The organism is Ruegeria sp. TM1040, from assembly GCF_000014065.1.
Lineage (GTDB): Bacteria > Pseudomonadota > Alphaproteobacteria > Rhodobacterales > Rhodobacteraceae > Epibacterium.
The window spans coordinates 947767-959598 of the sequence record NC_008044.1 but is presented as its reverse complement, the minus strand read 5'-3'; the positions used below and the strand labels follow the sequence as shown (position 1 = coordinate 959598).

Here is an 11832-nt window from a genome sequence, read left to right as displayed (position 1 = left end):
ACCGAAACGCATTTCAATCGAGACGGAGTAAAACTCAGCTCTCAATGCAGGTCGAAGAGACCATATGGGTTGCATCCCCTACCAGCGCATCGGTGGCGGCTTCGGAAATACATGTGGAACTGTAAAGCGATATCTGAGCACCTGCGTGCTTTTGATCGAAACAGGTGGAGCTGACGAGACCCACGCTTTCACCGGCAAATGCACCTGTATTTTCTGCAATATCGGCAACGGTTTTCTTCAGAGCGCTCACGGGACTTCTCCTTCATTCAAAGTAATAGACACCCAAAACCTGCCACCTGAAAAAAATAAAACAAGAGAATTCCAACACCATGCGGATAAAAACGCATTCACTCTTCATTAATTTTTATTAACATCTAATTGATTCAAAAATGCAATTTCAGTTACCCACAATATTTGCACAGGTTTATTCACACGCGCAGTATTGCAAAGCGAAATGATGTATACCCTTGGTTGCACAGGAAAACTTGCGGCGCCGGGGTCTGGAGGCGGATCTCTACGCTGATTCTTCGCCTCGACCCGCACCCTGATCCATCAAGCGAGTCGCAAGCGTTCGGACCCTTTTTTCCGGAGGGCGCTGGTCGGAACACTGCGCCTCGTGGATGACGTGCAACACATGCCCTGTTGCTTGCGGGAGCGGGCGAATTCGGCGATAGACAGGTGGACGCACAGAACGGAGACCGCCATGAAGATCGCCAGTTTCAACATCAACGGCATCAAGGCCCGTGTGAACGCCCTGACCGACTGGCTCGACGAGGCCCAGCCCGATGTGGCAGTGCTGCAGGAAATCAAATCGGTGGATGAGGCGTTCCCGCGCGAGCTCTTCGAAGAGCGCGGCTACAACGTGGAAACCCACGGCCAGAAAAGCTTCAATGGTGTGGCGATCCTGTCGAAACTGCCGCTTGAGGATGTGCGCCGGGGCCTGCCCGGGGACGAGAGCGACGAGCAGGCGCGCTGGATTGAAGCCACGGTGGTGGGCAAACAAGCGCTCCGGATCTGTGGTCTCTACCTGCCCAATGGCAACCCGGTCGAACTGAACGACGACGGCACGCCGGTTGAGGGTGGCAAATACGCCTATAAACTCGGTTGGATGGAACGCCTGAAGGCGCGCGCCGCGGAGTTGATGGCAGAAGAGATGCCTGCGCTGATGGCGGGGGATTACAACATCATCCCGCAGGCCGAAGATGCCAAGCGCCCCGAAGCCTGGCGGGAGGATGCACTGCACCGCCCAGAGAGCCGCGCCGCCTTCCAGCGCATTGTGAACCTTGGCTTCACCGAAGCGTTTCGTACGCGCACACGCGGCCCGGGGCACTATACGTTCTGGGACTACCAGGCGGGTGCATGGAACCGGGACGATGGCATCCGCATCGACCATTTCCTGCTTACACCGCAGGCGGCAGACCTGCTGCGGGACTGCCAGATCGACAAGGATATTCGCGGGCGCGAGAAACCCTCCGATCATGTCCCAATCTGGGTGGATCTCGATCTCTGAACCCTGAGCTGCGCCGCAGGCGGCCTGACAGGTCGTCAGGCGATGCGCCCTGTCGCACCGGCACGACCGCGCCGTGCACGCGCGCCCGCGTCTTCCTGCTGGATGAACTCCCGCCCGTCCCTGCCCGCATCAAGATGCGCGCGCTCCCATTGGGCCAAGCGCCGCGCAGGCGTGCCTGCGCGGCGCGGGTCGCTTTGGGCAAAGCCCAAAGCGAAACACCTCATACATGGACATGCACATTAAAAAATAACTATCAGGGACTTACCGAACCCGGTCAAACTCGACCGCTCAGGATCACCCGCTCAAACCGCCGTCTCGTCGTGGCGATAGATCCAATCGAACTGGCTGACCATCCGTTGTGGTGCCAGCGCCCCGGCTACTCGCAGGATCTGATGCGCTGGCCAGCTCAGCGGGGAACGCAGATGGTATTTCCACGCATTGCCATTTGCCGCCTCAACCACCTTTGACACCCGCTGGTGCCGGCGCGCCTGATAGGCCGAAAGCCCCGCCTCAAAACCCTCTGCCCCCAAAAGGCTCTGCACCAGGGCGTAGGCATCCTCGAGCGCCATATTGGCCCCCTGCGCCATAAAGGGCAGCGTCGGATGCGCCGCATCCCCCAGCAAGGCCACACCGTCGCGGCCCCAGCTTTGCGCCACCGGATGACGAAACAGCCCCCAGAGCTTGACGTCACGCACATCCGCAAGCAGCTCTGCTGCAGCGCCACCAAACATGGAAAACGCCCGACGCAGGTTCTCGGGATCGTCTCCGTGGCTCCAGCTTTCTTCTGCCCATTGTCGCCGCTCCTGTGCCGCGACAAGATTGACCAAGGAGCCATCCTTGAGCGGATAGGCCACCAGATGCCGCCCAGGCCCCATAAAGACCTGCGCCTCTGCGGCCAGATCCAGCCGGTTGGGGATTGTTGCCCGCCAGGCCACCTGACCCGTGAATTTTGGCGCTGCCACGGAATTGAGCGCAGGTCGCACACGCGAATGCAGCCCATCGGCCCCGACCACCAGATCGGCGCAGCAGGTATCGCCATTGGCCAGTTGCACCTTGGGACGTGCGCCCGGCACCACGGCGTTCACTTTTTGCAGCAGACGCACTTGAACACCTGACCGGCGCACCGCATCCGCCAGGAGGGTGATGAGATCCGCACGATGCACAAAGTAATAGCGCAGGTCATGGGCGTATTGATCAAGATCGAGCCGCAGTACCTCGCGCCCTTCACGGTGATGGCGCAGAACCACGGCACGGGCACGCTGCGCACACCAGGCCAGGTCATCTGCGAGCCCCATCGCGCGCATCACGGCCACCCCGTTGGGCGTCACCTGCAGGCCCGCGCCAACCTCGGAGATTTCCTCGGCCTGCTCCAGCACCGTCACCTGCGCGCCCGCGCGTTGCAACAGGTAGGCCGCAGCCAGACCGCCAATCCCGGCGCCAACGACCGTTACTCTGAGTTTATCTAACTTCATGCGCCCAATGCCCGAACCCCGTTAACTAGCTCATAACAAAAAAGCGCCGGATCAAAAGACCCGGCGCTTTATAATCTTGTGGATGACTGAAATTAGTCGTCGCGATGGACCTTCTCGCGCCGCTCGTGCCGCTCCTGGGCCTCAAGGCTCATGGTGGCGATCGGTCGGGCATCGAGACGCTTCAGGGAGATCGGCTCTCCGGTCACGTCACAATAGCCATATTCCCCTTCGTCGATCCGGCGGATCGCAGCGTCGATCTTGGCCACCAGCTTGCGCTGACGGTCGCGCGTCCGCAGCTCCAGGGCCCGGTCGGTCTCTTCGCTGGCACGATCTGCCACATCGGGAATGTTGCGCGTATTTTCCTGCAGGCCCTCGATGGTATCCCGGCTTTCATCCAAAAGCTCGGCTTTCCAATTCAACAACTTGCGTCGAAAATACTCCATTTGCCGTTCATTCATAAACGGCTCGTCTTCGGCCGGGCGATAGTCCTCCGGCAGAAACACGTCCTGCTTCATTTCGGCTCCTTCGGTCTGGCCCATCATCTTGGTCTCTTCAAATTTTCCAAGCATTCTGGCTCCCCCATGCCGCAGCGTTTAATCCCAAGTGCCGCGAATGTCACTACACAATAGTCACTCGCTGTGCTTATACCGGAGCCTGACATGCCAATTCGGCAATACTAAGGCGCAACCGGAGGGAGAGTTCATGTTATTTCAGGGCACTAAGGACTATGTGGCAACCGAAGACCTGAAAGTTGCAGTGAATGCTGCGGTCACTCTGGAGCGCCCCTTGCTGGTCAAGGGCGAGCCGGGCACCGGCAAGACCGAGCTCGCCAAACAGGTGGCAGACGCCCTTGGGTTGCGCATGATCGAGTGGAACGTCAAATCCACCACCCGCGCGCAGCAGGGGCTCTATGAATACGATGCGGTGTCACGTCTGCGTGACAGCCAGCTCGGCGAAGAGCGCGTGCATGACGTCAAGAACTACATCAAGAAAGGCAAGCTCTGGGAGGCCTTTGAGGCCGACGAGAAAGTCGTGCTCCTGATTGATGAAATCGACAAGGCCGATATCGAGTTTCCCAACGATCTCTTGCAGGAACTCGATAAGATGGAGTTTCACGTCTACGAGACCGGCGAAACCATCCGCGCCAAACATCGCCCCGTGATGATCATCACCTCCAATAACGAAAAAGAGCTGCCCGACGCGTTTTTGCGGCGCTGTTTCTTCCATTACATCCGCTTCCCCGATGCCGAGACGATGAAGAAAATCGTCGAAGTGCATCACCCCGACATCAAACCCGACCTCTTGTCGGCGGCGCTCACGCAATTCTACGAAATCCGCGACACACAGGGGCTCAAGAAAAAACCCTCCACCTCGGAGGTGATCGACTGGCTGAAACTCCTGTTGGCCGAAGACCTGAGCCCCGAGGATCTGAAACGCGACGGAGCAAATGCGCTGCCAAAACTGCACGGTGCCTTGCTCAAGAACGAACAGGATGTGCATTTGTTTGAACGCCTCGCCTTTATGGCGCGACGTGGGCGCTGATGATGATCTGATGCGGGCCGGCTGCACACCGGCCCTATCTGCCATCAAAATCGGACCCGACTTCAAATTTTTGCCCAAATCATGTTCATACTGGGTGTCTTGGCCGGGAGATGATCCCGGATCTTGCCAAGGCGGACCAGAGACGTGCATGTGACCTTTTCTTCCCCCTGGGGCGCGCTCGAACGCGTCTTGCCTTCGCTCCGGGCGCTGCGCCTCAAGACGGTTTTTCTGGGCTGCGCGCTCCTGCTGGCCTGCACCCCCGCCGAGACGCCGCCCTCGCGCGCGTCGGCCTCACTGGCGATGGACCTGCCCCCCATCCGCACCTTTGCCACCCGCGCGGCTTCGCCGCCGCTGCGCTCCAATGCGGATATGGCGCGGGATTTTCTCGATCTGCATTTTCGTCTTGAGGGCGGCACCACCATGCCGGTCTTCACCCGTTTCGAAGGCCCGGTGAGCGTCGCGGTCACCGGCACCGCCCCCGCCACGCTGCGCATGGATCTTGAGGCACTGCTGACGCGCCTGCGCCGCGAGGCCGGGATCAACGTCCGCCTGCGCACGCAAGGCGAGGTGCCCGCCTCCGTGACCATCGAGGCCGTGAGCCGCGCGCGCATTCAACGTCTTTTGCCGCATGCCGCCTGTTTCGTGGTACCAAATGTCAGCTCGATCGAGGAATACCGCCGCGCGCGCCGCCTGCCGCAAACCGACTGGAAAAACCTGCGCAACCGCGAGCGGCTGGCGATCTTTGTGCCCAATGATGTGAACCCGCAAGAGCTGCGCGACTGCCTGCACGAGGAACTGGCGCAGGCGCTGGGGCCGCTCAATGACCTCTATCGCCTGCGAGATTCGGTCTTTAACGACGACAATGTACATGCGGTGCTGACCGGCTTTGACATGCTGATGCTGCGCGCAACCTACGACCCCTCCCTCAAAACCGGCATGACTCGCGAAGAGGTCGCCGCGCGCCTGCCCGCGATCCTTTCGCGGCTCAACCCTGCCGGCGCCCGCCGCGCCCCAGCCCCGCTGCCCCAGACCCCCAGCGCCTGGACTTCGGCGGTCGAGACTGCGCTCGGTGGCTCCGCAACACGCGCCCAGCGCGTGCGCGCCGCCCATACGGCTGCCCATATCGCCGAGGCGCAGGGCTGGCAGGATCACCGCCGCGCCTTTGGGCATTTCCTGATCGGGCGGACGCTGGAAACATCTGCCCCCGAGCAGGCCGAAGCGCATTTTCGCACCGCGCTCAATTACCTCGGCACCGGGCCGGACACCGCGCCGCATCGCGCCCTCAACCAGTCCCGCCTTGCTGCCTATGCGCTGCGCGCGGGCAATATCGCGCGCGCCGAACAGTTGATCGATACCGCCTATGGCGCTGCGCAAACCAGCCAGAACGCCGCCCTGATGGCCACGCTTTTGACCCTGAAGGCGCATATCGCCGAGAGCCGCGGCGACCGTCGCCGCGCGACCGCCCTGCGCGCAGAGAGTGCCGGATGGGCACTCTATGGCAATGGTCCGGGCGCGGTCATCGCGATGACGCCGCGTGAGGTTGCCGCAGCCGGTCCTTCCCGGCGTCGCTGACCTTTGCACCTGCGCCAAAGCCGGGCTATATCCACGCCAAAGCCCCACCGGTCGTTCGTGTCGCCTATCGCAGACCCGGACACCCCGAATTTTGGACCTGTGTTACATGATCGTCATCCTCGCCCTGCTCGTTGGTGCTGCCCTTGGCGCCTATAAGGCCCGTAAACGTGGCGGCAATCTTGCCGATATGCTGCAATACGGGGCTGTCTACGGCATGATCTTTGGTATTCTCGGCCTGTTCGCCACCATCGTCACCCACCGCATGATGATCTGACGCTGACCTGCCCCAAACCGACGGAGCCCCCATGTTTCAACCCTTCTTCGAGAACCTGCGCAACGCCGCCGTGCCGGTCTCCTTGCGCGAATATCTCGCCTTTCTCGAAGGGCTGAAGGCGGGTCTCGTCACCTATGACGTGGAGGCGTTCTACTACCTCGCGCGCGCCGTCATGGTCAAAGACGAGCGCAACCTCGACAAATTCGACCGCGCCTTTGCCGCCACCTTTGAAGGCCTCGACCAGATCCCCGCCTCTGCTGTGATGGACGCCGTGGACATTCCCGAAGAGTGGCTGCGCAAGATGGCGGAGAAACATCTCTCGCCTGAAGAACGCGCCGAGATTGAGGCTCTGGGCGGTTTTGACAAGCTGATGGAGACACTCAAGGAGCGCCTGAAGGAGCAAGAAGGCCGCCATCAGGGGGGGAACAAATGGATCGGCACCGCCGGCACCTCTCCCTTTGGCGCCTATGGCTACAACCCCGAAGGCGTGCGCATCGGCCAGAAAGAGAGCCGCCATCAGCGCGCGGTCAAGGTCTGGGACAAGCGCGAGTTCAAGAACCTCGATGGCGATGTTGAATTGGGCACCCGCAATATCAAGGTTGCGCTGAAGCGCCTGCGCCGCTGGGTGCGCGAGGGCGCACAAGAAGAGCTCGACCTGGACGGCACCATTCGCGCAACCGCCGAAAACGGCTATCTCGACGTGAAAACCCGCCCCGAGCGCCACAACGCCGCCAAGGTGTTGCTGTTTCTCGATGTGGGCGGGTCGATGGACCCGCATATCAAGCTCGTCGAAGAGCTGTTCTCCGCCGCCCGCAGCGAGTTCAAACATCTGGAGTACTACTACTTCCACAACTGCCTCTATGAAGGCGTCTGGCGTGACAATCGCCGCCGCTGGGACGCGCAGACCCCGACCCATGAGGTGCTGCGCACCTATGGACCGGATTACAAGTGCATCTTTGTGGGCGATGCGTCGATGTCGCCCTACGAGATCTCCTATCCGGGCGGTGCCAATGAACATTGGAACAAAGAGGCCGGTCAGGTCTGGCTGGAGCGCGCGCGCGACCAATGGAATTCACATCTCTGGATCAACCCGGTGCCCGAGAAATACTGGGGCTATACCCATTCGATCCAGATGATCCGCGAGATCTTTGAGGATCGCATGGTGCCGATGACGCTCGACGGGCTGGAGCGCGGCATGCGGGAGCTCACCCGCTAGTCTTCGGTTAACATGCTGTAATGTAACCGTTCTCCGCGTAGGCAACCCGGATCTGGGGGGCGACCTGCGGCCTGCCCCAACAAAAAGTATCAGCCCTCCTGCCCCAGTGTTTCGCATGCGAAACATTAGGTCAGCCTTACGGACCTAAAGCCGCGGCGCGCGTTCTGCCACCCGTGTCACAAGGCTCCCCGACACCAGCCGCCACCGGCCAGCCCCAAAGTCCATTGAAGTCTCCCCCCCCTGAAACGCATTCCCACCGTGCGTCTGTTTACAGCTCTCCCGCCTCAGGAATTTACGCAATCCGCTTGTCCTGCGCCGTCAACCCGCCCATATCAAAGAGATGCTGAGACTGACTCCGATCCTTCTTGCGGTGATTTACGGGCTGGTGATGTATCGCCTCTCCGTCTGGCGCACCCACCGCGAATTGAGCGCCCGCTCTACAGAGCTTGCGGACCCGCATCTGAAACGCATGACCGACCGGCTTGCGGCCGCGCTCGAGCTGCCGCGCATCCCGGTCTACATCTATGAGATCGACCCGGTGAATGGCCTTGCCGCGCCCGACGGGCGGATTTTCATCACCCGTGGCTTTTATCGCAAATTCCAGTCCGGCGAGGTCACCGATGCCGAATTGGCGAGCGTGATCGCCCATGAGCTTGGTCACGTGGCGCTTGGACATGCCAAGAAACGGATGATCGATTTCTCCGGCCAGAACGCGCTGCGCACGGTGCTGATGATGGTCATCGGGCGCTATATTCCCTTTGTCGGACCATGGATCGCGGGGGTTCTCACCAACCTTCTGGCCGCGCGCCTGTCGCGGGGGGATGAATATGAGGCCGACGAATATGCGGCCGCCCTGCTGACCAAGGCCGGTATCGGTGTCGAGCCGCAGAAAGACCTGTTTCGCAAACTCGAAGAGCTCACGAATTCTCGGGCCGGGATGGCCCCCGCATGGCTCATGAGTCACCCCAAGACCGAGGAACGCATCGCCGCGCTGGAGCGGCTCGAGGACAAGTGGCGCGAGGCCTGAGCGCCCTGAGCTTGGATGTTTTTCCACGCCCCTCTTGTGCAGCCTGACGCGAGCCCTTACCTAAACCTTCCCGCAAGGAGAAGGTTTTATGCGCTATTCCGTCCTCGATCTCGCCCCGGTGCCAGAAGGCGCCACCACTGCAGAGGCGCTCGCCAATAGCGCCGACCTCGCCCGACACGCCGAACGCTGGGGCTATCACCGCTACTGGCTGGCGGAGCATCACAACATGCCCGGCATTGCGAGCGCGGCAACGGCGGTGATGATCGGCCATATTGCACAGGCAACCTCGACCATCCGGGTTGGCGCGGGCGGCATCATGCTGCCCAATCACGCGCCCTACATGGTGGCCGAAGCCTTTGGTACCCTTGTAGAAATTCACGGCGACCGGATCGACCTCGGCGTTGGGCGCGCACCGGGCACGGATATGGCGGCGATGCGGGCGATGCGGCGCGGGTTGCAGGACTCCGGCGATCGCTTCCCCGAGGACGTGCAGGAGCTCATCTCCCATCTCGGCCCCCGCCGCACAGAGAGCAATCTGCGCGCCATCCCCGGTGAGGGCACCGAGGTTCCAGTCTGGATGCTGGGGTCGAGCCTTTACGGGGCACAGCTCGCCGCCATGCTGGGGCTGCCTTATGCCTTTGCCTCGCATTTTGCGCCCCAAGCGCTCTCGCAGGCCTTTGAGGTCTATCGCCGCCAGTTTCGCCCCTCAAAGACGCTACAAAAGCCGCATGCGATGCTGGCGGTCAACGTCTTTGCCGCCGCCACGGATGCAGAGGGCATCCGGCTGCGCACCACCATGCAGCAAGCCTTTGCCCGGTTGCGCCTTGGCACCCCGGGCAAGCTGCCTGCCCCGGTAGAGAATATCGCAGATGTGCTGACGCCGGACATTCTTGCCGGGGTCAATCAGGCGCTGACGATTTCGGCGGTTGGCGCAAAGGACAGTGTGCGCGAAGATCTGGCACGGCTCATTGAGACCTACCAGCCCGACGAGGTGATCCTGACCGGGCAGATCCATGACCATGACGCGCGGCTGCGCTCGTTTGAGATCGCGGCAGAGATCCTGGGGAACAGCTAGAGTTCAGTTTTGCCCGGACGACAGGCCGGGCAGCGCCCGACCGCCCCCATGGGCGGGCGCTTTGCTTCCGCCCGCGGTCGAACTCTGCCCTCAGTTTTTTTCAAGTCAGGCCAAAGCCTTGGCAAGCCGTGGCAGACGCGCCTTTTTCAACAGCGCCCGCATCTGCCAGTCCTCACCCGAGAGCCTTCTGGCCTCCGCAAGTACAGCCTGCCCAACGGCCTCGATCCCCTCGGGATGTTTGAGCCAGAAGTCATACAAGAGCTCATCGGGCGCGCTGCGCGTCAGCCCTTCCTCCGCCAGCGTCTGGCGGGGGAAATCCTTTGCGTTGACGGTGACGATCCCATCCGCATGGCCTGCAATCGCTGCAGCAAGCACATGAATGTCATGCTGATCCGGCAACCACAATCGGGCCTCGAGACCGGGGGCTGGCGCGACCTCCGCCTTGGGCCACGCCGCCTTCAGGAGCGCAATTTCAGCTGTGGCCTGCGCCGCGCCGGCGGGGCCGAGCTTCACTGCCGCGCGCTCCCACTCGCCCAAAATCCGCGCCGACCAGAGCGGCACAAAATGCCCCGCGCGCGCCGCGCCCAGCAGCATCTCGCGCATCACGGTCGGGTAGAGCACGCAGGTATCAAGCAGCAGCTTCACGGTCAGAGACCTCAGTCGAGCCGGAAGAACACGGCCTTGAGATAGCCGCTCTCGGCCAGCTGCGGCATCTGCGGATGGTCCGCCCCCGCATAGCCGGTGTGCAAGAGCTGTCCGCGACGTCCGCCCTTGCCGATCCCGCGTGCAGACGCATTGCGAAAGCGCGTCAGATCCGCAGCATGCGAACAAGAACACAAGCCTAGGTAGCCGCCGGGCTTTACCAGGGGCGCGGCCAGTTTCGCGACCCTCTCATAGGCGCGCAAACCAGCCTCAAGCGCTTGTTTTGAGGGCGCAAATGCGGGCGGGTCACAGATCACCACGTCAAACTTTGCGCCTTCTGCACCAAGCGCTGCCAGCACGTCAAAGGCATCGCCTTGACGGGCGGTAAACCTGTCGCCGTGGCCGGAGGCCGCAGCGCCCGCTGCCGCAAGATCAAGGGCTGCCGCAGAGCCATCGACACAAGTCGCCTGCCCCGCGCCCGCCGCCAGCATCGCGAGGCCAAAGCCGCCCACATGCGAGAACACATCGAGGACTTCGGCCCCCGGCGCTACCAGACGTGCGGCAAAGGCATGGTTGTCACGCTGATCGTAAAACAGGCCGGTCTTCTGCCCGCCGGTGAGATCCGCCATATAGGTGGCACCATTCATCACCACCGGGACCGGCTCCTCGGGTGCGGCACCTTTGAGCACCGCGTTTTCATCATCAAGCCCCTCAAGCCCACGGGTGCGGCCCGATGCGTTCTTCAGGATCACCGTGCAGCCCGTCACCTCGCCCAGCGCCTGTGTCAGCGCCTCAAGATGGGCCTCTGCCCAGGCGGCATTGGGCTGCACAACGCAGGCCTCGCCAAAGCGGTCAATCACCACGCCCGGCAGCCCGTCGGCCTCGGCATGGACCAGTCGGTAGAAAGGCGCGTCATAAAGCTGGCCACGCAGAGCTGCGGCGCGCGACAGGCGCGCGGCAAACCACTCTGCATCAATCAAGGCTTCCGGGTTGCGATCGAGCATCCGGGCAATGATCTTGCTCTCGGGATTGACGGCCACGAGGCCGAGGCTGCGGCCTGCTTCATCCTCGAGCACCGCGAGGCTGCCGGGCGCGAGCTTCTTGGTGCGCCGGTCAGTGACCAGTTCGTTGGCATAGACCCAAGGAAAGCCGTGGCGGATCGCACGGGCATTTGACTTGGGTTTCATTTTGACGCGCGGGCGCGCGGGCGGGGTCAGGGAAGCGTCTGTCATGGCCCCACATAGCGCGTCTCCGTCGCTGCCCCAAGTGCGAAAACGCCGTTCCCTGAGGTCGAGGTCAAGTTCCGGTCACAGCAGGCGGAGCGACCGATGCCGAGATCACTCGGGAAACGGCGCAATCGCAGGGGCGATCAGGGTCAGAGGCTCGGAAAAGGCATTGCGGCTTGGCTGCTCCTGCGTGCTACAGGCGGCCAGTGTCAGGGCCAGAAGGCCTGCGGAAACAATAGATGTAAGGCGCACGATGATCTCCCTAATACCCGGCAG

General features: G+C 61.9%; 14 protein-coding genes. 7 read left to right on the top strand and 7 right to left on the bottom strand.

Translation table 11 applies throughout. The features are described from left to right. Positions 1-34 precede the first annotated feature (34 nt). Positions 35-250, bottom strand: a complete 216-nt coding sequence (locus TM1040_RS08820; protein ID WP_044026705.1) for a hypothetical protein — start codon at positions 248-250, stop codon at positions 35-37. A gap of 453 nt (positions 251-703) precedes the next feature. Here TM1040_RS08820 and xth point away from each other — a divergent pair, with 453 nt between their 5' ends. Continuing rightward, a complete protein-coding gene (gene xth / locus TM1040_RS08815) occupies positions 704-1510 on the top strand; it encodes an exodeoxyribonuclease III (RefSeq protein ID WP_011538242.1) in 807 nt (268 codons plus the stop codon). A 35-nt stretch (positions 1511-1545) separates the two neighbouring features. Here xth and TM1040_RS20260 read toward each other — a convergent pair whose 3' ends face one another. From TM1040_RS20260 to dksA, 3 genes are all read right to left on the bottom strand, one after another. Then, positions 1546-1719, bottom strand: a complete 174-nt coding sequence (locus TM1040_RS20260) for a hypothetical protein (protein ID WP_166485538.1) — start codon at positions 1717-1719, stop codon at positions 1546-1548. A gap of 93 nt (positions 1720-1812) precedes the next feature. Beyond that, a complete protein-coding gene (locus TM1040_RS08810) occupies positions 1813-2982 on the bottom strand; it encodes an FAD-dependent oxidoreductase (protein ID WP_011538241.1) in 1170 nt (389 codons plus the stop codon). Positions 2983-3074: 92 nt separating this feature from the next. Beyond that, positions 3075-3497, bottom strand: coding sequence for an RNA polymerase-binding protein DksA (dksA, locus tag TM1040_RS08805; RefSeq protein ID WP_005634254.1), 423 nt, complete (start codon positions 3495-3497; stop codon positions 3075-3077). 187 nt (positions 3498-3684) lie between these two features. On the opposite strand from dksA, the gene TM1040_RS08800 reads away from it, so the two are divergent. The 6 genes from TM1040_RS08800 (at position 3685) to TM1040_RS08775 (ending at position 9688) form a co-directional block, all read left to right on the top strand. Further along, positions 3685-4524, top strand: a complete 840-nt coding sequence (locus TM1040_RS08800; protein ID WP_011538239.1) for an AAA family ATPase — start codon at positions 3685-3687, stop codon at positions 4522-4524. A gap of 150 nt (positions 4525-4674) precedes the next feature. Next, positions 4675-6096 carry a DUF2927 domain-containing protein gene (locus TM1040_RS08795; protein WP_254658864.1) on the top strand — a complete coding sequence of 474 codons (1422 nt, stop codon included), beginning with the start codon at positions 4675-4677 and terminating at the stop codon, positions 6094-6096. Positions 6097-6202: 106 nt separating this feature from the next. Beyond that, positions 6203-6370, top strand: coding sequence for a hypothetical protein (locus TM1040_RS20120; protein ID WP_011538237.1), 168 nt, complete (start codon positions 6203-6205; stop codon positions 6368-6370). 31 nt (positions 6371-6401) lie between these two features. Then, complete coding sequence (locus tag TM1040_RS08785; RefSeq protein ID WP_011538236.1) at positions 6402-7586, top strand: vWA domain-containing protein; 1185 nt, start codon at positions 6402-6404, stop codon at positions 7584-7586. A gap of 340 nt (positions 7587-7926) precedes the next feature. After that, positions 7927-8613 carry a M48 family metallopeptidase gene (locus TM1040_RS08780; RefSeq protein WP_011538235.1) on the top strand — a complete coding sequence of 229 codons (687 nt, stop codon included), beginning with the start codon at positions 7927-7929 and terminating at the stop codon, positions 8611-8613. Between the two features lie 88 nt (positions 8614-8701). Beyond that, complete coding sequence (locus TM1040_RS08775; protein WP_011538234.1) at positions 8702-9688, top strand: LLM class flavin-dependent oxidoreductase; 987 nt, start codon at positions 8702-8704, stop codon at positions 9686-9688. Positions 9689-9793: 105 nt separating this feature from the next. On the opposite strand, the gene TM1040_RS08770 is transcribed toward TM1040_RS08775, so the two are convergent. The 3 genes from TM1040_RS08770 to TM1040_RS20255 form a co-directional block, all read right to left on the bottom strand. Beyond that, on the bottom strand, positions 9794-10333 hold the full coding sequence (locus tag TM1040_RS08770) for an RSP_2648 family PIN domain-containing protein (RefSeq protein ID WP_011538233.1): 540 nt from the start codon (positions 10331-10333) through the stop codon (positions 9794-9796). A gap of 11 nt (positions 10334-10344) precedes the next feature. Further along, positions 10345-11562 carry an RSP_2647 family RNA methyltransferase gene (locus tag TM1040_RS08765; protein ID WP_011538232.1) on the bottom strand — a complete coding sequence of 406 codons (1218 nt, stop codon included), beginning with the start codon at positions 11560-11562 and terminating at the stop codon, positions 10345-10347. Between the two features lie 105 nt (positions 11563-11667). Next, positions 11668-11808, bottom strand: coding sequence for a hypothetical protein (locus TM1040_RS20255; RefSeq protein WP_166485537.1), 141 nt, complete (start codon positions 11806-11808; stop codon positions 11668-11670). Positions 11809-11832: the final 24 nt, after the last annotated feature.

Coding starts and splice junctions, on each gene's coding strand:
- xth (WP_011538242.1), top strand. CDS start 704: ATGAAGATCGCCAGTTTCAACATCAACGGCATCAAGGCCCGTGTGAAC.
- TM1040_RS08810 (WP_011538241.1), bottom strand. CDS start 2,982: ATGAAGTTAGATAAACTCAGAGTAACGGTCGTTGGCGCCGGGATTGGC.
- dksA (WP_005634254.1), bottom strand. CDS start 3,497: ATGAAGCAGGACGTGTTTCTGCCGGAGGACTATCGCCCGGCCGAAGAC.
- TM1040_RS08800 (WP_011538239.1), top strand. CDS start 3,685: ATGTTATTTCAGGGCACTAAGGACTATGTGGCAACCGAAGACCTGAAA.
- TM1040_RS20120 (WP_011538237.1), top strand. CDS start 6,203: ATGATCGTCATCCTCGCCCTGCTCGTTGGTGCTGCCCTTGGCGCCTAT.
- TM1040_RS08785 (WP_011538236.1), top strand. CDS start 6,402: ATGTTTCAACCCTTCTTCGAGAACCTGCGCAACGCCGCCGTGCCGGTC.
- TM1040_RS08780 (WP_011538235.1), top strand. CDS start 7,927: ATGCTGAGACTGACTCCGATCCTTCTTGCGGTGATTTACGGGCTGGTG.
- TM1040_RS08775 (WP_011538234.1), top strand. CDS start 8,702: ATGCGCTATTCCGTCCTCGATCTCGCCCCGGTGCCAGAAGGCGCCACC.
- TM1040_RS08765 (WP_011538232.1), bottom strand. CDS start 11,562: ATGACAGACGCTTCCCTGACCCCGCCCGCGCGCCCGCGCGTCAAAATG.